Here is an 18,386-nt window from a genome sequence, read left to right on the forward strand (position 1 = left end):
GACGGTGTGTTTCTCCACCTCCGTACGGGAGTGGAGCAGCGGAGCACGGGCTCGGCGGCCTTGCGCAACCGTCGGCCGCCCAGGTGTCGAACAGGTCGGCGCAGTGCGGGCCGCGTGGGTCCCCCGGCTGGCCCGGGGAGTTCATCGGACCGAGTTGTCCCAGGCGCCGACGCCGACGACCAGGCGGAAGGTGGCACCCGCCGTCTGCCGGAAGCCGGGTCCGTAGGCGGCGGGCGCCGACCGCGTCATCGCTGCCGCCGCGCGGGGCGGGCCCGACGGATGTCCAGCGCGGTGCGGGTCGTTGGCGAGCAGGGGCGGCCGGTGGCGGTGCGGGACAGGGCGATGACCCAGTTGTTCGAGCCGTCCAGGCCCTGGCGGGGTGCCGGGGCGGCGGCCCAGGGCGGGGACGGTCGCGAGGGTGTACAGGTGCAGCACGTCGTCGGGGAGTGCGGACAGGTCCAGGCCGTCGGGTACGCGCAGCCGGTGCGGGCCGGGTTCGCAGGCCCAGTCCGCGCCGCCGCCGCAGGTCCAGCTGGAAGAGGCGGTCGCGGGCGGCGTTGCAGCCCTGGGCGAGGGAAAGGGCGTCCGGCGAGGCGGCGTACAGGTGCGGGATGCCTCAGCGGTCGACGGGGAACTCCACGGGATCGGCGAGCCCCGGGACGTCGAACTCGGTGCGACCGGGCAGACGTTCGCCGCATTCAGTCATCATCCTCATCCTCATCCTCGCTCCTTCACCAGGGCGGGTTCTCTCGCTGAGGGTACGGGGGCCGGGCCGGGCGCCAGCCAGGTGACCGCCACCGTCACGGCGAGGTTGGCGGCGAGAGCGATGATGCCGCCGTTGATCCCGTGGAAGGGGTCGTTCTCCGTGGCCCACAGCCCCAGCACCACCGCGAGGCCCACGAGCATCCCCGCGACGGCGGCGCGTGCCGTGAGCCGCCGCCAGAACAGGGCGAGGAGCACGACGGGCACCAGCTGCGCGAGCCCCTCGTACGACAGGACGGACAGCTCCACCAGGGTGTTGGGGTGGAAGAGGCTGCCCGCGAGCGCCACGAGCCCGGCGAGGACGCACACCGCCTGGGAGAGCCGTTTGGTCCGGATGTCGCGTGCCTCGGCCGGGGCACCGGGGGCGCGGCGCGCGCCGCGCGGGTCGGCGCCGTTGCCGCCGCCGAGGATCGTGCGTCCCCACAGCGTGCCGATGGACAGCATGAAGACGCTCATCGGCACGATGGCCGACAGGGCGCCCGCCACGCCGATGACGGCGACGACGGGTGCGGGCAGGGAGTCGGTGACGAGGCTGAACAGCGCGAGGTCCGGGTTGCCGAGGGTCGGCAGCACGAAGAGCGCGGTGGCGCCGACGACCATCGGCACGAACAGCAGCAGCTGGTACCACGGCAGCAACAGGGCGTTGCGGCGCAGGGCATTGGGGCTCTTGGCACTCAGATAACCGGCGACGGTCGTGGGGAAGATGGTGATCGTCACGGCGTTGAGGGCGACGGTGCTGAGGAACCACACCGAGTCGCGCCCGCCGGACGCGTGCCCGGGGAAGGTCAGCCATTCGGGCTTCTCGGTCACCATGCGGTGCATGAAGTCGCCGAGGCCGCCGAGGTAGTGCGTCGGGATGTATACGGCGAGGAACACGACGGCGAGGATCACGAGGACGTCCTTGAAGGCACTCACCCAGGCCGACCCCCGCAGCCCGGACACGAGGATGAACACTTCGGCGACCACGAAGGAGATGACGGCGGCCACCTTCAGATCGACGCCGCCGTATGTCATGGCGTTCACGACCACGCCCATGCCCTGGATCTGCACCTGGATGTAGGGAACGATGAAGACGGTCGCGACGACCGCCACGAGGATCCCCACCGGCCGTGACCTGAAGCGGAATTCGGCGATGTCGGCGATCGAGATGAGGCCGTGCCGGGAGGCGTACGTCCACAGGGCGGGGCCCACGACGTAGGCGACGGCGAAGCCGACGGTCAGATACGCGACGAGGTAGAGGATCGGCGCGCCGAAGGAGTACGACCAGCCCGCCGTGCCGAGGAACGAGAAGCTGGTGTACGTCTCGCCCGCCATCAGCAGCCAGATGAACAGCACGCCGAGGCCGCGGCTGGACACGGACCACTCGGCGAGGCCTTTGGACCGGCCGCGCGCGCTGAGCACGCCGATGGCGATGGTGGCGACCATGGCGAGGGCGAAGACGGTGGTCGCGATCGCGGCGGACCGGCTCATCGGCCGCCTCCCCGGGGCCGTTCGGGTCCCTCGTCGTCGGCGGGGATCGGCTCGACGGCGTTCAGCCGGTAGGCCGGGTCGAGGCGGGCCACGAGCCAGATGACGAGAGGGCTGACGATCGTCGCGGCGATGACCCAGGCGAGGAGGAAGGGGACGCCGAGGACGCGCGGCTCGATGCGGTTGGCGACCAGCGGCGCGGCGCCGTAGAGCACGGCGGGCACGAGCAGCAGCCACAGGGAGGGCCGGGCGACGGCCCGCAGGGTGGGCAGACCGTCGAGGGGGTCGGGCGGGGGCGGTGAGCCCTGGGGATGCGGCTCCGGAGGCTCCGGGCGGTTGCCGTCGCGGTGGCCGTGACGGTGGTCCGGGCGGGCCATCGTGCTCCTTCTCGGTCGTACGTGGGAGTGGGGGGCGACGTCACACCGAGGCCGTACCGCCCGTCGACCGCCGTCCATCCGCGGTTGACGGTCAGGACGCTACCGGGCGGATCAATGAGCCCCGTGCCGCTTGGCCCGGCAGGGCTGTGGCACGGAGGCTCACCTCCGGCACCGGGTACGCGCCGCCCGCGCCGTGCGAGCGGCGACCGACCTGCCGACAAGTGAAACCTGCCGACAAGTGAAGGCGCTCAGCCTCTCCGCACCCCGAGCCGCCCCTCCAGCTGGGCCAGCAACTCACCGAGCAGGCCGCTCAGTCGGCCTTGGCCGTCGCCGTCGAGCACCGACAGCACCACTGTCTCGTACGCGAGCTGCTCCGGCAGGATCGCGTCGACCAGGTCGCGGCCCGCGTCGGTGAGCCGTACGTGGGCCACACGCCGGTCCCGCGCGTCGGCCCGTCGGTCGACCAGTCGCCGTTCCTGGAGCTGCTTGAGCCGCTTGGTGACCGCGGCGCCGGAGGAGAAGGTCTCGCGGGCCAGTTCGCCGGGCGTCAGCTCGTGGCCGGTGCGGCGCAGGGCGCCGAGCAGGTCGAACTCGGCGCGGGTCAGGCCCGCCCTGCGCAGCGGCGCGTCCTCGGCCTGTTGGAGGAGGGCCGCGCAGCGGTTGATGCGGCCGATCACCTCCATCGGTCCGGTGTCGATGTCGGGGCGCACGGCCTGCCACTGCCGCACCACCGCGGCCACGGTGTCCCCACCGGGACCCGTCACCGGACCGTTCTCTGCTCTCATGCTGGTGCGCCCTCCCAGGCATCGGCGACCTCGTCGCGTGGCCGTGTCCCCTGACCGCCGCCACCGCTTTGAAGTCGGACTGTCGCCGCGAGCGTACGGTGTCCGGCGCGTTCGGCCGCGATCACCCGCTGTTCGGGCAGGGCGCGCTGCCACCATTCCCCGGCCGCCGCGTCGGCGGCGGCGCGCAGGTCGACGAGGGCGGCGGTGAGCCGGCGCCGCGCGGACACGGCCGCCAGGTCGGCCTCGGCCTGCTCCCGGGCCCGTTCCACGGCCTCCACGGCCTGTTCGATCTGGTCGGCGGCGCGCCGGTTGGTGACGAGGACGGCGGCCGCGACGCCGAGCACGGCGCCGACGAGGGTGTCCACCACGCGGTCGAGGATCAGCTCGCCCGGCGGCTGGAACCGCGCGAACTCCGTCACCAGCAGCGCCATCGGCGTCACGCACACGCTGCCCAGCCAGTAGTTGCGGCTGATCAGGGCCTCCGCGCCGAAGGCGAGGGCGAGGCAGCTGACGATGAGTTCGGCGTGGCCGAGGTGGGCGAACGGCGCGATGGCGGCGAAGGCGAGCACCCCGACAAGGTTGCCGACCACGCGCTGCACCCCCCGGTTCCAGGTGAGCGTCACGTTGGCCTGGTAGAGCGAGGCGGCGGTGACCAGCGCCCAGTAGGGGCGGCCGATGCCGAGCGCGAGCGATCCGTACCCGGCGAGCGCGCAGCCGACCGCGGTGCGCAGCGCGATGGGCAGCAGCGGGGAGCCCGGCGCGAGCCGACGCCACAGCGGGACGGTGGGCCCGGCGAGTTCGGCGGCGACGCCGAGGAGTTCGTCGCGTTCACCGGGGCGTACGTCGCCGGGGCGCGGGACGGCGCCCGTGCCGCGCAGCCCGGCCGCCCAGGAACGCAGGGCGGCGGGGTCCGCGGCGGCGGGGTGGGCGAGGGCCTCTTCGGCGCGGACGACGAGGCGGGCCAGGGCGTGCCGGGCCTCGACGCCGCGGGCCCCGGTGGCGAGCAGCGACTGCCAGGCCGCGTGCACGGCACCGGCCGCGGCGGCGCGGGCCCGCTCGGCGGCGGGCCCGGAGCCCGTACCCTCGCCGCGCCCGGAGTCCGTACCCTCGCCGCCCGCACCGCCCTTGGCGCCTTCGGCGTACGCCGCGGCGGCGCGCAGGGCGCGGGCGGTGGCCCTGCGCTCGGGACCGTGCGGGCGCACCAGCGCGGGCGCCATGCCGACCAGCCAGGCCACGGCTCCCCCGGCGAGGGTGAGCGCGAGGTGGCCGGGGACCTGGCCGAGGGTCTGTGGGGCGAAGAGGGTGGCCGAGCTGATGAAGGTGAAGATCAGGTGGCCCGGTGGCCCGATGCGCGTCGCGTCGCACAGCGTCTTCTGCGCGGCGGCGAGGACCGCGCCGACGGCGACGAGGACAGCGGCGAAGCCGGCCAGCGAGGCCGTGACCAGGGCCACGGCCACCCCGGCGAACATTCCCGCGACGACCCAGGCCAGGGCGCGCGCCCTGGCTGCGTAGGGGAGGTTATGGGCGTACAGCGCGCAGAACGAACCGGCCATCGTGTACATCACGAGGTCGAGCCGCCCGAGGGCGAGGAGGGTCAGGTTCGGTATCGCGGTGGCGACGACCACGCTGCACGCGGGCTTGAACCAGATGTCGGACGGCCTGCCCGGGCGCAGCACCCCGGCGAGCGGGAGCCTGCGGGGGCGTGCGGGGTGGCGGGTGGTGCGGCGGGTGGGGGGCGGGGACGGCGGCGTACTGCTCATACCTAAAACATTAGCAAGTGTTTTACCTGGAAAACACCTCCCCGCTCCCCCTGTGCTCCCCCCATGCACCCCCGTGCGCTCGCATACGGCCGCACGGGTCCGGGCATCGACCCGACGACAACCCGCCAACGCCGTCGACTGGGGAGGTACGCGGTGCACGGACCGGTGCAGGCCGCCTGGCTGCTCGTCGCCCTGTGCGCCGTGAGCGGCTCCTACTGTCTGCTGCGGATGCGCAGCCGGATCGAGGAACAGCGCCGCACCGCGGGCGGCGAGGCGCTCATGGGCTTCGGGATGGCGGTGATGGCCGTGCCCGCGGCGGTCGTCGCACCGCCGCGCTGGGCCTGGCTGGGCTACGCGGCGGTGTTCGGCGCGGCGACGCTGCACGCGCTCTGGGCGGCGCGCGCGAGCCGCCACCACCTCCACCACCTCGTCGGCGCGTTCGCCATGGTCTACATGTCGGCGGCGATGATCACGACGCCGGGCGCGCACGCGGGCCACGGGGGCGCGGGGCTGCCACCACTGACCGGCGCCCTCCTGCTCTACTTCGCCGGGTACGTCCTGTGGTCCGGCGCCCGGCTTGCTCCCGCGGGGCCGGTCGGCGCCGGGCGGGGCGCCGGCTCCGCGGTCCTCGGCTGGGGGGACCGGCCGGAGCTGGCGCTGGCCTGCAGGCTGTCGATGGGCATCGGCATGCTGGCCATGCTGCTGACGCTCTAGCCGGCGCGGTCTGTTGGCGCTCCGGTCGGCGTCCTCCCCGGGCGCGGCCTCAGCGGGCGATCAGCGCGGCGAGCACGGTGAGGTTGTCGATCTGCCAGTCCGCCGCCTCGGCCACGGCCGGATCGTCCGCCCACAGGTGGCCCCAGGGGCCGCGGCGGATGTGCGCGGTCCGCAGCCCGGCCTGCTTCGCGGGAAAGACGTCGTGCGCGGGGTGGTCGCCGACGTAGAGCGTCTCGCGGGGCCCGGCCTGGGCCACTTCGAGTACCCGCGCGAAGAAGGCGGGGTCCGGCTTCGCCACGCCCCAGTCGCCCGCGGTGACGACGAGGTCGGCGGGCAGGTCGAGGTCGCGCAGGAGTTCGGCGACGCGTGAGGATTCGTTGCCCGCGATGATGACGCGGACCCCGAGCTTGTGGAGGCCGCCGAGCGCGGGCCGCACATCGGGGTAGAGATCGGTCTCGCCGAGATGCTCGCCACGGCCCGCCGCCTCGCGTGCGTGATGGGCCGAGGCGATGTCCATGTCCGGGCTGATCAGGCGCAGCGCGTCGAGGCGGTCGCCACCCTGTGCGACGACGGCGCCGACGAGCGCGGAGACGGTGTGCCGCGGAACCTGCAACCAGTCCGCCCAAGAGGCCCAGTAACGGTCGTCTTTGGTGAGGGTCTCCCCCACGTCGAACACAATGGTCTCGATCATCGTCCGACACTACGGCGTGCCCCCGTCCGCAAGCGGGCGCCACTCGGCGGGTGGCACACGGAGCGACCCGATCGCGCGCCCCTCCCGCGCCGCCGCCCGCGGAGACCGACCGCGGAGCCCACGGGGACCGCCCGCGAAGACCGACGCGGAACCCACCGTGGAGACCCGCCCGCAGAGGCCACCGCAGAGACCGTGGGGACCGCCCGCGAAGACCGACGCGGAACCCACCCGCAGAAACCCCACCGCCGAACCCACGGGAACCACCCACGGAAACCGACGCGGAACCCACCCGCAGAAACCCCACCGCCGAACCCACGGGAACCACCCACGGAAACCGACGCGGAACCCACCCGCAGAAACCCCACCGCCGAACCCACGGGAACCACCCACGGAAACCGACGCGGAACCCACCCGCAGAAACCCCACCGCCGAACCCACGGGAACCACCCACGGAAACCGACGCGGAACCCACCGTGGAGACCCGCCCGCAGAGGCCACCGCAAAGACCAACCGCGGAGCTCACCATGAGGACCGTCCGCAGAGAGCACCGCAAAGACCGACCGCGGAGACCGACTGCGGAGCTCACCATGAGGACCGTCCGCAGAGAGCACCGCAGAGCCCACCCGCAGCGACCGCCCGCGGAGCCCACCGCAGGGACCCACCGCCGACCCCACCCGCAGAGACCCACCGCAGAGCCCACCCGCAGCGACCGCCCGCGGAGCCCACCGCAGGGACCCACCGCCGACCCCACCCGCAGAGACCCACCGTGGCGTCCGTCACTTGCGGAGGTAGCCCATACCCCTGGGTAGCGCGGCCTCATAGGCTGGGCGGCATGATGGTCCCCGTCGCGCTGTTGCTGCTGGGCGCCCTGACCGCAGTCCTCGCCCCGCGGATGCTCGCGCGGGCCGACTGGCCGGAGCGCGAACCCGTGGTCGCGCTATGGGTCTGGCAGTGCGTGGTGGCGGGTGTCCTGCTCTGCTGCGCGCTCTCGATGACGCTGAGCGCGGCCGCCGCGTGGCAGGCCGTGCGCGGCCACCTCTTCGCGCCCGCCCCGCACGCCGTGGTCGAGGCGTACGCCCTCCAGGCGCCGGGGCCCTGGGCGGCGGCCACGGCCGTGACGCTGGCCTGCGGCGGCGTGTGGACCGCGGCGATGCTGACCCGCGAGGTCGCCCTGGCGCGGGCGCGCCGGTCCGGCCGCCGGGCCGAACTCCTTGAGCGCGCCCCGCTGTTGCCCGGCGAGGAGCCGGGCGCCGACCGTCTCGTCGTCCTGGAGGGCGAGCGCCCGGACGCCTGGTGGCTGCCGGGCCAGGCGCCCCAACTCGTCATCACCACGGCCGCGTTGCGCCGCCTCAAGGGACGCCGGCTCGATGCCGTGCTCGCCCACGAGCAGGGCCACGCGCAGGCGCGGCACGACTGGCTGCTGCACTGCTCGGGCGCACTGGCCGCCGGGTTCCCCCAGGTACGGGTCTTCGCGGCGTTCCGCGACGAGATGCACCGCCTGGTGGAGCTGGCCGCCGACGACGTGGCCTCGCGCCGCTTCGGCAGGCTGACGATCGCGCTCGCCCTGGTCGAACTGAACGAGGACCGCGGCGTGTTCGGCCCCTGCCCGACGCCGCAGGCGCACGTACCGCAGCGCGTGCACCGGCTGCTCTCCGCCCGCCCTCGCCTCACCGCGGCCCGCAGGCTCCGCCTGACGGCGACCGCGGCGCTGGTGCCGGTGATCCCCGTCCTGGTCACGTTCGTGCCGGGGTTGCGGGCCCTGGGCTAGGGCCTGTCCGTCACCGGCTGAGGGGGCAGCACGGCATGGAGTGGGGAACGCTGGTCGCCACGCTGGGCGGCGGTCTGATCGCGATAGCGGGCACGGTCCTTGCCGACCGCTTGCGCACCCGCCAGGAGCACCGCCGTGCCCTTCAGGCGCGTCGCAGGGACGTCTACACGGAGTTCATCACGGCGGCGGGCGCCGCCCACACCGAGCTGCGCCGTCTCGCGTCGCAGAACGGTGCCGCGGCGGCCGACGTGGAGGAAGCGAGCCGCTTGGCGCTGACGAACGCCCGCGTCTACGAGGTGCGTGAGCGCCTCTTCCTCGGCGCCAGCACCAGGGTGGCAGGCATGGGCCAGACCATGTTCGAACACCTCCGCGCCCTCCGAAGGGTGGTCGCCGCGGGCGCCGACCTCTCGACCCCCGCGTTCCACGACGTCTACCACCCCTACCTGGACGCCGTCTGGGCCTACCGCAAGGCCGTGCGCGACGAGCTGGAGGGACACGCCCTCACCCCGGCCGACTTCGGCTGGTCCGCGTGGGACGGCCGCGAGCGCTGCCCGCACTGCGCGGACCGCGCGTCGGCCGAGGTGGCGGGCCCGGCCGTCGCCGTACCCCAGGGGCGGGACAGAGCCGGTTAGGCCACATGAGCGCGCTTCGACGCGCATCACGCGCGGCCGGAGGGATTCTTCGGATTCTTCGGGTTCTTCGACACGATCGACGACCTGGCCGTCGCCCAGGTCCTCACCCGGGCGGCGGCGGACTGGCTGGCGAAGGGGGGCCGGCCCACGATGCTGGGGCCGGTGTCCTTCACGACCAATGACGAGTGCGGGCTGCTGGTGGAGGGTTTCGACCAGGGCCGGCCGTCATGATGCCGTACACGCCCTCCTACTACGTCAAGCTCCTGGAGAGGAGCGGTTTCAGCATGGCCAGGGACCTGCTGGCCTGGGAGTTCCCCACCACCGTGCACGAGGACCCGCGCCTGCTGCGCGCCGCGGCCCGCCTCAACCGGAACCAGAAGCTCACCGTACGGCCGATCAACCTTCGGCGCTTCGACGAGGAGGCCGAGCTGGTCCGCACCCTCTACAACGCGGCCCACGGCGCCAACTGAGGCTTCACCCCCTGGACCGGCAGGACTTCGGAGGAACACCTCGTAATCGATCGTCAGCGCGAAGGCGATGGCGCACAACAACGGCGGGACGGTCATGTCCAGCCATCCGGTGGCGGTGAAGTCGCCGACCAGCCACCGCAGATGCCCGTCCTGGCAGATGTACACCATGGCGCCGCGCCGAGGCCGGCCGTCAGGCTGAGCGCGGCCAGAGCCAGGGTCTTGAGCGGGATGAGCACGGGCCGGGTGTAGAGGAACAGCACGGTGAAGGTGGTCACCGCGATGATGAGCCCGGCCGGCGGGGCACGCTGCGCCAGGGCGTCCTTGGCGTCCACCTGCCGGGCCGGTGTCCCGCCCACCCAGCGCGGCCCGGCCTGGAGAACGTCCCGGTGACGAGGTCGGCGGCGTTCTCGCACCCCAGGTGTTCGGCCGCGCCCCGCCCGTCGGAGCCGTACACGCCGATGTCGTGGGCGCTGTCGAGGACCAGCGACGCGCCATGGTGCCGCGTCAGTCCGGTGATCCGCGGGAGAGCCGCCAGGCCTCCGTCGAGAGAGAAGGCGCCTTCGGTGAGGATGGTCGCGGGCTGTCCCGCGTCGGCCGCTTCGCGCAACAGCGCGTCCAGGTGCTCCATGTCGTTGTGGCGGAAGGTGCGGTTGACGGAGCGGCCCAGGCGGGTGGCGTCGACGAGCGAGGCGTGTGCGTGCCGGTCGGTGACCACCAGGTGGCGGGCGGCGAACAGGCAGGCCAGCGCGAGGTTCGCCGGAAAGCCGGTGGTCGCGAGGAGGACCGCCTGCCGGCGCAGGAAGGCGGCCAGTTCGCGCTCCAGCTCGACGTGGAGCGGCATGGTTCCTGTGAGCAGCGGGGAACCGGAGCACGAGGTGCCGAGGTCGCGTGCGGCACGGGCCGCCGCTTCGCCGAGCCGCGGGTCGCCCGCCAGTTTGAGGTAGTCCGACGACGCGGCGTTGATGACCCGCCGGCCCTCCACCGTCACCTCGCCGGGCGCGGATCGCCCGCCGACGACCCGGAAGTACGGGTAGGCGTCCCCGCAGGCGGCGATGGTGTCGCCGATGGGGGGAAGTGCGGGGGTCCAAGCAGGCATCGTGGATTTGCCTTCGTTCCCAGGACACGTTGCAGCCGAAGGCAACAGAGTGACTACAGGCGGTCACTGGGCCGTGTGGCGAGTGTCGTCTGTCCCCTTCTTCGCAACGGCCCTTTGCGGGCAGGGGCGTCGAGGAGTCGCCGCGCCGCGCCACCCCGGGATGGCCTAAGGCCCACTCCGTCAGCGAGGATCGCTTCATGTACCCCGCACCACTGGACTCCCCGACCCGACCGGCCGCCCACCGTGCGGCGCTCGCCGCCGTCCTGTTCGGCGTGCCCTCCGTGCTGCTTCTCCTTCTGGTGGGGCTGGAGTGGGGCCCGCTGATCGCACTGGACGAGGGCATCGCGCGCACCACGCACCGCTGGGCGGTGGCCGATCCGGGCGTCACCCGGGCGAGCCGCGTCCTCACCGACTGGGTGTGGGATCCCTGGACGATGCGCGCGCTGTGTGCGGTGGTGGTGATCTGGCTCGCCGTGCGCGGCGCCCGGCGGCTGGCGCTCTGGCTCGCGGGGACCTGCTTGCTGGCGTCGGCGGTGCAGCAGTCGCTGAAGGCGGCGGTGGACCGGCCCCGCCCGGTGTGGTCGGACCCGGTGGACTCCGCGCACTACGCGGCGTTCCCCTCGGGCCACGCGATGACGGCGGCGGTCGTCTGCGGCCTGCTGCTGTGGCTGATGCGGCTGTACGGCGTGGGCCGGGCGCCGTGGCGCGTGGCCGTGGCCCTCGCGGTGCTGTCCGTGGCGGGCGTGGGCCTGACCCGCGTCTGGCTCGGCGTGCACTGGCCCACGGACGTCCTCGGCGGCTGGCTGCTCGGCGCGCTGACGGTGGCGCTGGCCGTCCTGACGTATACGCGCGGGCCCGGCGGCCGGGCGGGGCGGGGGGCGGTGTGACTCCCGGCGCGAGCGGTCGCCGGCCGCGTGCCATCGCGGAGACCCGGCCGATCCGGCCGATCGGGCCGATCCGGTGGGCGTGGACACGCACACGTCGTTGCCCTTCCCGCACGTTCAGGCCACCTCGCCGCCTCCGTACCCCCAGGGGAACTTGACCGCCCGTCGGCCGCTCCCGGAGGATCCTGCGCATGACGGTCAAGGGCGTCCTCTTCGATTTCTCCGGAACGCTGTTCCGCGTCGAACCCACCGAGGCCTGGCTGCGCGCCGTGCTCGACGACCTCGAAGTGCCGCTAGGCGACGGGGAGTCGGCGCGGGCCGCCGCCGCCCTGGAGCGGGCGGGAGCGCTGCCCGGCGGCGCTTCGCCGGTGGCCGTGCCCGCGCACCTCGCCGAGCTGTGGGCGGTCCGTGACCGCTCCGCCGAGCTGCACCGCGCCACGTACACGGGGCTGGCCCGCGAGGTGCCCCTGCCCGATCCACGGCTGTACGACGCGCTGTACGCACGGCACATGACCCCGCAGGCGTGGCGTCCCTACGGCGACGCGGCACAGGTGCTCGCCGGGCTGTGCGAGCGGGGCGCCAAGGTCGGGGTGGTCAGCAACATCGGGTGGGACCTGCGGCCCGTCTTCCGCGCCCACGGCCTCGGCCCGTACGTCGACACGTACGTCCTGTCGTACGAACACGGCATCCAGAAGCCCGACCCGCGCCTGTTCGCGCTGGCCCTGGAGGCGCTCGGGACCGATCCCCGCGACGCCCTGATGGTGGGCGACGACCGGCGGGCCGACGGCGGCGCGGCCGGCCTGGGATGCGCCGTGCACTTCGTCGACCACCTGCCGGGCGAACAGCGCCCGGACGCGCTGCGGTCGGTGCTCGGCCTCGTCGGGTGAAGCGCCCGCCCGGCGTGCGAAGGAGAAGGCCTCGGGAAGCCGCAGGACCACCTGTGAGCAGGCAACACTCCCCCGCGGTGTTGCCTGCCCCAGGCCGGCCCGGCCCGTACGGGACCGTATGAAGGCCCCGTCACAGGCCCCTCTGAGTATATTGGCTCGGAGCCAGTCAACGCAGGAGTTACAGAATGTCCCCGCGTAGCCCATCGGTCAATGAAGAGCTGCGCAGGCGTTCTCGCGAGCGACTGCTGCAAGCCACAGTGGAGTTGGTGGCCGAGCGCGGTTACGAGGCCACGACCCTCGGCGACATCGCCGACCGGGCCGGCGCGGCCCGCGGCCTGGTCTCGTACTACTTCCCCGGCAAGCGTCAGCTCCTCCAGTCGGCCGTGCACCGGCTGATGCACCGCACCCTGGCAGCCGCCCTGGAGCGGGAGCCGAGCCCCGCCGGGAACGAGGCCGGTGCGGAGCGGCTGGCGCGGGCCATCGACGCGATCCTGGGCCTGGCCCGCGACCAACCACTGCTCATGCGCACGCATATGGCGGGCATCCTCCAGGCGGAGGGCTTCGTGCAGTGCCCGGAGCAACAGCGCCTCGCCGAACTACTGCGCGACACCGTGGCGCGGTACGGATCGGGCGAGGTGGACACGGATTACCCGCTGCTGCGCGCGCTCCTGATGGGCGCGGTCTTCGCCCTGCTCATCCCGGGTGCGCCGATGCCGCAGGCGACGCTGCGGGCGGAGCTGTTCGAGCGGTACGGCCTGGACTGGAAGCTGGGCGTCCCGCCGAGCGGCATGCCGCCCGACGGGACGCCGTCGACGCTGTCGTTCCGCCTGCCGCGGACCTCCTAGTCGCGTCGGTGCACTCCCGTTAGTCGCGTCGGTCGAAGTAGTCGGGCTGCGTCTGGACGTTCAGTTCGCTCAAGTGGACGCGGTGCGCGGGGTGCGTCCGCTTGTCATTGATCTTCAGGACGTCGAGCCCCTTCGCGATGTCGTTGGAGTAGACCCGGCCGTTGTAGTAGTACGCCGACCACGAGCCGGCCGTCGTGATCTTGTCGGTGGTGTGCGGGCCGCGCTCGAAGTACCCGATCTCCTTGGGCCTGGTCGAGTCGGTGAAGTCCCAGACGGAGACGCCGCCCTGGTACCAGGCCTGGACCATGAGGTCCTTGCCCTTGACAGGGATCAGCGAGCCGTTGTGGGCCACGCAGTTCTCGGTGGTGGCCTGGTGGCGCGGGATCTTGAAGTAGCTCTTGAAGACGAGCTTGCGCTTGTCGCCCTTGCCCTTGATGTCGTAGATGCCGTTGGCGCCGCGTTCCGGACCGGTGGCCTCGTCGCAGGTGGCGCCGGAGCCGCCGCCCAGCTCGTCGGTGAAGACGACCTTGTCGGCCTTCTGGTTGAAGGTCGCCGAGTGCCAGAAGGCGAAGTTCTCGTTGTCCTGCACCTGGTCGATGATCCTCGGGTTCTCCGGGTCCTCGATGGAGAAGAGGATGCCGTCGCCCATGCACGCGCCCGCGGCGAGATCCCTGGAGGGCAGCACGGTGATGTCGTGGCAGCCGGTGGTCTTGGAGACGCCCGGGTTGGTGGGCCCGCCCGGGTTGCCGCCGCCGTCGGGGCCCTCACCGGGGAAGAGCACGGGGAAGTCGATGACCGCGGCCTTCTCCGGGGCCTTGCGCGGCACCTTGATGATCGAGATCCCGTCGTGCGGCGGCTGGCAGTCCGGGAAGCTCGCGCTCGGGGAGTACGAGGAGACGTACACGTAGACGTCGCGCCGCTCCGGCACCAGCGTGTGCGTGTGGGAGCCGCAGGCGGTCTCGACGGCCGAGACGTACCTGGGGTTCGCCTTGTCGCTGATGTCGAAGATCTTCATGCCCTCCCAGGAGGACTTCTCCGTCGCGGGCTGCGAGGTGCTGTTGCAGGAGTTGTCGCTGCGCGAGGAGTCGGTGGACAGGAAGAGCAGGTTCCCCGAGACGGAGATGTCGTTCTGCCCGCCCGGGCACAGGACCTGCGAGACCGTCCTCGGCTTCTCCGGCCTGCTGATGTCGAAGACGCGGAAGCCGTCGTAGTTGCCCGCGAACGCGTACTTCCCCTGGAAGGCGATGTCGGTGTTCGTGCCGGGCAGGGCGTCCTTGGGGATGTTGGCGACGTGTTCGATGTTGGCCGAGTGGACCACCTCGTCCGGCGCCGGTATCTCGCCGCGCTCGATGGCCTTCCGTGCTTTCGCGGCGTCGCTCTTGGAGACGCTCTTCGGGGCGGCGGGTGCGTCACCGGGGTCGGGTGTGGCCCCCGCGGGCGCCGCGGTGAGCAGCGCGGCGAGGAGTCCGGCCGCCGCGGCGCCGACGGCCAGGCGTCTGCGCCGAGTTCGGGATCTGTTCAACAGGATCACTGCGTCCTCCCTTGTCGCCGTTCAAAGTCGAACGGTTCACGGACACCCGCAGTATCGTGCTCATCATGCACATATCAACAGGGGGCGGCGCGCTCGTCACGAAAGTGTCCGGTGACCGGTGCTCGCCCTCGAACTGATACGGACCCCGATCCGCTGATACGGACCCCGACCCGCCCCCGCGCCGCAGGAGGCCGCTGTGCTGCTCAAGCGTCGTACGTACACCCTCACCGCGCTCGTGACGACCGCCGTGCTCGCGCTCGGCGCCTGTGACTCCGGCGCAGGCGGCGGCCCGCGGTCCGGTGCCGGGCGCGAGGCGCCGCCCGGCCCCTCCGTGATCGCCCCCGGCAAGCCGGGCGAGGCCGCGGAAACCATGTCGGCGAAGGAGGCGGCGGAGAGGAGAGTCGACGACGACACTCCCAACGCGGCCGACTTCACCTACACGCAGATGATGATCGCGCACCACGGCCAGGCGCTGACGATGACCGAACTCGCCCCGAAGCGGGCCGCGTCGGGGAAGGTGAAGCGCCTCGCGTCCCGTATCAGCGCCGCGCAGGGGCCGGAGATCGGCGCCATGAAGCGCTGGCTGAAGAGCCATGGCGGGCCGCGCGAGGGTGCGGAGCACGGGCACGGGCACGGACGCGGTCACGGCGACGACCACGACCACGCGACGATGCCGGGGATGGCCACCGAGGCGCAGCTCAAGCAGTTGCGGGCGGCGAAGGGCAAGGCGTTCGACCAGCTCTTCCTGAAGCTGATGATCACGCATCACAGCGGGGCCGTCACGATGGCCACGGACGCTCTGGCCGAGGGCAACAACCTCCAGGTCGAGGAGATGGCGAACGACGTCGTGGCGCAGCAGACGAGCGAGATCAGCCGGATGCGGCAGATGGACTGAGTGCCCGCCGGTTCCCCCGCGGGCACCGCGGGTGCGATCCTGAAACCGTCGGGGTCACCTCGCGGAGGGAGCACCACCGTGCTGCACGTCGCCGTCGTCGGTTCGGGCCCCAGCGGGGTGTACGCCGCGCAGTCCCTCGTCGAGCAGGACCGGGTGCCGGAGGTGCGGGTCGATGTGCTCGACCGGCTCCCGTGCCCGTACGGCCTCGTGCGCTACGGCGTCGCGCCGGACCACGAGAAGATCAAGTCCCTCCAGTCCAACCTGCGCACGGTCCTGGAACACGATCGCGTGCGCTTCCTGGGGGGCGTCGAGATCGGCCCCGGCGTGCTGCCGCCGGCCCGGCTCCTCGGCCTGTACCACGCGGTGGTCTACTGCGTCGGCGCGGCGGCGGACCGCAGGCTCGGCGTGCCGGGCGAGGAGCTGCCGGGCAGCCACTCGGCGACCGAGTTCGTCTCCTGGTACAGCGCGCATCCCGACATACTGACGGACGGTTTCGAACAGGACGGTTTCGTACGGGGCGTGGAGTCGGCCGTCGTCATCGGCGTGGGCAACGTCGCGGTGGACGTCGCCCGCATCCTGGCGCGGGGCGTCGCGGAACTGCTGCCCACCGACATGCCGGACGCCGCGCTCGGCGTCCTCGCGGGGAGCCGGGTGCGCGAGGTGCACATGGTGGGGCGGCGCGGGCCCTCGCAGGCCCGGTTCACCACCAAGGAGCTGCGGGAGCTCGGCTCACTCCCGGACACGGAAGTCCTCGTGGACCCGGCGGAGTTGGCGCTCGACCCCGCGTACCTCGACCCGTCGGGCCTGCCCGCCGCGAGCCGTCGCAACGTCGAGGTGCTGCGCGGCTGGGCCGAGCGTCCCGCGCGGGACAGCCCCGGCGGATCCGGCTGCGGTTCTTCCTGCGTCCGGTCACCCTGACGGCGGGGGCCACGGGCCGCGTCGCCGGGGCGCGGTTCGAGCGCACGCTGCCGGACGGCCGGGGCGGGGTCGCGGGTTCGGGGCGGTACGAGGACATCCCGGCCCAGCTGGTCCTGCGCTCCGTCGGCTACCGCGGGGTGCCGCTCGAAGGGCTGCCGTTCGACTCGGAGCGCGGTACGGTGCCGCACGCGGCCGGGCGGGTGCTGCGCGACGGGGCGCCGTCACCGGGAGAGTACGTGGCCGGGTGGATCAAGCGCGGCCCGACCGGCGTCATCGGCACGAACCGCCCGTGCGCCAAGGAGACGGTCCAGTCACTGCTCGACGACGCCCCCGACCTCGTACGGAAGTCCCTGCCGGAGGACCCTCTGACCGGGCTGCGCGCGGCGGGCCTGCGGCCGGTGGAGTGGCCGGGATGGCTGGCGATCGAACGCGCGGAGGCGGAACTGGGGCGTTCACTCGGCCGCGGCGTGGTGAAGATCCCTGACTGGCCGGGGCTACGGCGCGCGGCGCAGGGCACGGGGCAGCAGTAGCGCGAGCCGACGGCCGGCCGGGCCCAAGCAGGCGGGCGGCGCGGGGCAACGCGGGCCGGCATCGAGGCGGCCGGGCGCGGGTGCGGGCTTACCGAGCCGTTCCAGCTGACGGGCGATGGGGCTGAGCGGCACGGCCGAGAGCCGTATCGCAGCTCACGACGGAGCCAGACGCCGGCAAGGAGCCGCCACCCGCCGGGCCACGGCGGCACACACCGCAAGGCACGGAGCCGCCGCCAGGACAGACACCGCCACCAAGCCGGCCCCGCAGCGGACCACAGCGGCACGCACCACACGGTGCGGGAGCACGCACCACACGGTGCGGGAGCACGCACCACACGGTGCGCGAACACGCACCACACGGTGCGCGAACACGCACCACACGGTGCGCGAACACGCACCACACGGTGCGCGAACACGCACCACACGGTGCGCGAACACGCACCACACGGTGCGCGAACACGCACCACAAGGTGCGCGAACACGCACCACAAGGTGCGCGAACACGCACCACAAGGTGCGCGGACACGCACCACAAGGTGCGCGGACACACGCACCACAAGGCACCCGAGCAGCAGCATGGGCCCGCCGCCGGACCAGGCACCGGCACGAGCCGCTCCGTCGGCAGGGCCACGGCGGCAAGCGTCGCAGAACACGGCCCGCCGCCAGGTTCAGGCGCCGAGGCCAAGCCGATCCCCGACAGGCCACTGCGGCAACCATCCGAAGACGCGGGCCACCGCCACGTCAGGCGTCGGCGGCCGGCCGAGCCTCAACAAGCCACCGCGGCCGGCACCCCCGAGCGCGGGCCCCGCCTCCACCTCAGGCGTCGGCGCCGAGCCGTTCCGCCTCGTGGGTGGCGGCGGTGAGGATGGTGTCGAGGAGGCCGGGGAAGAGCGTGTCCAGGTCGTCGCGGCGCAGCGCGCTCAGCTTGGCCGTGCCGCGGTAGATCTGCCGGATCACACCGCTCTCGCGCAGAACCCGGAAGTGGTGCGTGCTCGTCGACTTGGTGACGGGCAGGCCGAAGTGCGAACAGGAGAGCTCGGCGCCCTCCTCCCGGGCGAGGTCCCGGACCACCCGCATCCGCATGGGGTCGGCGAGGGCGTGCAGCACCGCCTCAAGCCGGATGTCGGCCGGCTCGGGTGGGCGAGTGTCCTGCCGCTCGCGGTGGCGGTCGTCATGACGGCTCCCCTTCGTGCGGTTCGACCGGTTCGACCGGTTCGACCGGTTCGACCGGTTCGACCGGTTCGACCGGTTCGACCGGTTCATCCATTCATTCAGCTCAGGCGGTTCGTTTGGTGTCGCTTCGCGCACCAGCGTTCTCCCGCGCCATTGTACGAGAACCACCGTAGTTTGACTTTCACCGTACTACGAGGACTA

Annotated in this window: 17 protein-coding genes and 3 pseudogenes; 9 read left to right on the plus strand and 11 right to left on the minus strand. The window is 72.9% G+C overall.

The annotated features are described in order from the left end of the window. Positions 1-141 precede the first annotated feature (141 nt). The 6 genes and pseudogenes from ACOBQB_RS14635 to ACOBQB_RS14660 all read right to left on the minus strand — a co-directional run bounded on the left by ACOBQB_RS14635 (position 142) and on the right by ACOBQB_RS14660 (position 5,151). The gene (locus ACOBQB_RS14635; protein WP_423592069.1) at positions 142-435 is read right to left on the minus strand and encodes a hypothetical protein; all 294 of its coding nucleotides are present in this window, start codon (positions 433-435) and stop codon (positions 142-144) included. Positions 436-550: 115 nt separating this feature from the next. Continuing rightward, positions 551-613: pseudogene (locus ACOBQB_RS14640) on the minus strand (hypothetical protein); the annotation flags it as partial. Between the two features lie 104 nt (positions 614-717). Then, on the minus strand, positions 718-2,232 hold the full coding sequence (locus ACOBQB_RS14645; RefSeq protein ID WP_423592071.1) for a sodium:solute symporter family protein: 1,515 nt from the start codon (positions 2,230-2,232) through the stop codon (positions 718-720). Further along, positions 2,229-2,606 (minus strand): DUF3311 domain-containing protein, encoded by a 378-nt coding sequence (locus ACOBQB_RS14650; RefSeq protein WP_423592072.1) that lies wholly within the window; start codon positions 2,604-2,606, stop codon positions 2,229-2,231. The genes ACOBQB_RS14645 and ACOBQB_RS14650 overlap by 4 nt, the downstream gene beginning before the upstream one ends. Before the next feature lie 248 nt (positions 2,607-2,854). Next, positions 2,855-3,391 (minus strand): MarR family winged helix-turn-helix transcriptional regulator, encoded by a 537-nt coding sequence (locus tag ACOBQB_RS14655; RefSeq protein WP_423592074.1) that lies wholly within the window; start codon positions 3,389-3,391, stop codon positions 2,855-2,857. After that, a complete protein-coding gene (locus ACOBQB_RS14660; RefSeq protein WP_423592076.1) occupies positions 3,388-5,151 on the minus strand; it encodes an FUSC family protein in 1,764 nt (587 codons plus the stop codon). Before ACOBQB_RS14660 ends, ACOBQB_RS14655 begins: the two co-directional genes overlap by 4 nt. A gap of 153 nt (positions 5,152-5,304) precedes the next feature. Here ACOBQB_RS14660 and ACOBQB_RS14665 point away from each other — a divergent pair, with 153 nt between their 5' ends. Beyond that, positions 5,305-5,865: a DUF5134 domain-containing protein gene (locus ACOBQB_RS14665; RefSeq protein WP_423592078.1), complete on the plus strand. Its 561-nt coding sequence runs from the start codon at positions 5,305-5,307 to the stop codon at positions 5,863-5,865. Between the two features lie 49 nt (positions 5,866-5,914). On the opposite strand, the gene ACOBQB_RS14670 is transcribed toward ACOBQB_RS14665, so the two are convergent. Further along, the gene (locus tag ACOBQB_RS14670; protein WP_423592080.1) at positions 5,915-6,556 is read right to left on the minus strand and encodes an HAD family hydrolase; all 642 of its coding nucleotides are present in this window, start codon (positions 6,554-6,556) and stop codon (positions 5,915-5,917) included. Between the two features lie 832 nt (positions 6,557-7,388). Between ACOBQB_RS14670 and ACOBQB_RS14675 the strand changes: the two genes are divergently transcribed. The 3 genes from ACOBQB_RS14675 to ACOBQB_RS14685 all read left to right on the plus strand — a co-directional run bounded on the left by ACOBQB_RS14675 (position 7,389) and on the right by ACOBQB_RS14685 (position 9,426). Further along, on the plus strand, positions 7,389-8,324 hold the full coding sequence (locus ACOBQB_RS14675; RefSeq protein WP_423592082.1) for a M56 family metallopeptidase: 936 nt from the start codon (positions 7,389-7,391) through the stop codon (positions 8,322-8,324). 35 nt (positions 8,325-8,359) lie between these two features. Continuing rightward, entirely contained in the window at positions 8,360-8,956 is a 597-nt protein-coding gene (locus ACOBQB_RS14680; protein ID WP_423592083.1) for a CchlQ, read from the plus strand. A 227-nt stretch (positions 8,957-9,183) separates the two neighbouring features. Then, positions 9,184-9,426, plus strand: coding sequence for a hypothetical protein (locus tag ACOBQB_RS14685; protein ID WP_423592085.1), 243 nt, complete (start codon positions 9,184-9,186; stop codon positions 9,424-9,426). Between the two features lie 92 nt (positions 9,427-9,518). Here the strand turns inward: ACOBQB_RS14685 and ACOBQB_RS14690 are convergent, their stop codons facing one another. Further along, positions 9,519-9,701, minus strand: coding sequence for a hypothetical protein (locus tag ACOBQB_RS14690; RefSeq protein WP_423592087.1), 183 nt, complete (start codon positions 9,699-9,701; stop codon positions 9,519-9,521). After that, the gene (locus tag ACOBQB_RS14695) at positions 9,698-10,522 is read right to left on the minus strand and encodes an aminotransferase class I/II-fold pyridoxal phosphate-dependent enzyme (protein WP_423592089.1); all 825 of its coding nucleotides are present in this window, start codon (positions 10,520-10,522) and stop codon (positions 9,698-9,700) included. Before ACOBQB_RS14695 ends, ACOBQB_RS14690 begins: the two co-directional genes overlap by 4 nt. A 197-nt stretch (positions 10,523-10,719) precedes the next feature. Between ACOBQB_RS14695 and ACOBQB_RS14700 the strand changes: the two genes are divergently transcribed. From ACOBQB_RS14700 to ACOBQB_RS14710, 3 genes are all read left to right on the plus strand, one after another. After that, positions 10,720-11,409, plus strand: coding sequence for a phosphatase PAP2 family protein (locus tag ACOBQB_RS14700; RefSeq protein WP_423592091.1), 690 nt, complete (start codon positions 10,720-10,722; stop codon positions 11,407-11,409). Positions 11,410-11,597: 188 nt separating this feature from the next. Further along, complete coding sequence (locus tag ACOBQB_RS14705) at positions 11,598-12,293, plus strand: HAD family hydrolase (protein ID WP_423592092.1); 696 nt, start codon at positions 11,598-11,600, stop codon at positions 12,291-12,293. A gap of 185 nt (positions 12,294-12,478) precedes the next feature. Then, entirely contained in the window at positions 12,479-13,138 is a 660-nt protein-coding gene (locus tag ACOBQB_RS14710) for a TetR/AcrR family transcriptional regulator (protein ID WP_423592094.1), read from the plus strand. Between the two features lie 19 nt (positions 13,139-13,157). Here ACOBQB_RS14710 and ACOBQB_RS14715 read toward each other — a convergent pair whose 3' ends face one another. Beyond that, positions 13,158-14,669: an LVIVD repeat-containing protein gene (locus tag ACOBQB_RS14715; RefSeq protein ID WP_423592095.1), complete on the minus strand. Its 1,512-nt coding sequence runs from the start codon at positions 14,667-14,669 to the stop codon at positions 13,158-13,160. A 196-nt stretch (positions 14,670-14,865) separates the two neighbouring features. On the opposite strand from ACOBQB_RS14715, the gene ACOBQB_RS14720 reads away from it, so the two are divergent. Together ACOBQB_RS14720 and ACOBQB_RS14725 are read left to right on the plus strand one after the other, a co-directional pair. Beyond that, the gene (locus tag ACOBQB_RS14720) at positions 14,866-15,564 is read left to right on the plus strand and encodes a DUF305 domain-containing protein (protein WP_423592097.1); all 699 of its coding nucleotides are present in this window, start codon (positions 14,866-14,868) and stop codon (positions 15,562-15,564) included. A 78-nt stretch (positions 15,565-15,642) separates the two neighbouring features. After that, positions 15,643-17,012, plus strand: a pseudogene (locus ACOBQB_RS14725) (FAD-dependent oxidoreductase). Between the two features lie 816 nt (positions 17,013-17,828). On the opposite strand, the pseudogene ACOBQB_RS14730 reads toward ACOBQB_RS14725, so the two are convergent. After that, a pseudogene (locus tag ACOBQB_RS14730) lies at positions 17,829-18,187 on the minus strand (ArsR/SmtB family transcription factor). Positions 18,188-18,386: the final 199 nt, after the last annotated feature.

The sequence above is a fragment of the Streptomyces sp. G5(2025) genome (assembly GCF_049542075.1).
Classification (GTDB): domain Bacteria; phylum Actinomycetota; class Actinomycetes; order Streptomycetales; family Streptomycetaceae; genus Streptomyces.

Bases quoted from the DNA above. Each gene is read 5' to 3' on its own strand.
- ACOBQB_RS14645 (WP_423592071.1), bottom strand. From the start codon at position 2,232: ATGAGCCGGTCCGCCGCGATCGCGACCACCGTCTTCGCCCTCGCCATG.
- ACOBQB_RS14650 (WP_423592072.1), bottom strand. From the start codon at position 2,606: ATGGCCCGCCCGGACCACCGTCACGGCCACCGCGACGGCAACCGCCCG.
- ACOBQB_RS14655 (WP_423592074.1), bottom strand. From the start codon at position 3,391: ATGAGAGCAGAGAACGGTCCGGTGACGGGTCCCGGTGGGGACACCGTG.
- ACOBQB_RS14660 (WP_423592076.1), bottom strand. From the start codon at position 5,151: ATGAGCAGTACGCCGCCGTCCCCGCCCCCCACCCGCCGCACCACCCGC.
- ACOBQB_RS14670 (WP_423592080.1), bottom strand. From the start codon at position 6,556: ATGATCGAGACCATTGTGTTCGACGTGGGGGAGACCCTCACCAAAGAC.
- ACOBQB_RS14675 (WP_423592082.1), top strand. From the start codon at position 7,389: ATGATGGTCCCCGTCGCGCTGTTGCTGCTGGGCGCCCTGACCGCAGTC.
- ACOBQB_RS14680 (WP_423592083.1), top strand. From the start codon at position 8,360: ATGGAGTGGGGAACGCTGGTCGCCACGCTGGGCGGCGGTCTGATCGCG.
- ACOBQB_RS14685 (WP_423592085.1), top strand. From the start codon at position 9,184: ATGATGCCGTACACGCCCTCCTACTACGTCAAGCTCCTGGAGAGGAGC.
- ACOBQB_RS14695 (WP_423592089.1), bottom strand. From the start codon at position 10,522: ATGCCTGCTTGGACCCCCGCACTTCCCCCCATCGGCGACACCATCGCC.
- ACOBQB_RS14700 (WP_423592091.1), top strand. From the start codon at position 10,720: ATGTACCCCGCACCACTGGACTCCCCGACCCGACCGGCCGCCCACCGT.
- ACOBQB_RS14705 (WP_423592092.1), top strand. From the start codon at position 11,598: ATGACGGTCAAGGGCGTCCTCTTCGATTTCTCCGGAACGCTGTTCCGC.
- ACOBQB_RS14710 (WP_423592094.1), top strand. From the start codon at position 12,479: ATGTCCCCGCGTAGCCCATCGGTCAATGAAGAGCTGCGCAGGCGTTCT.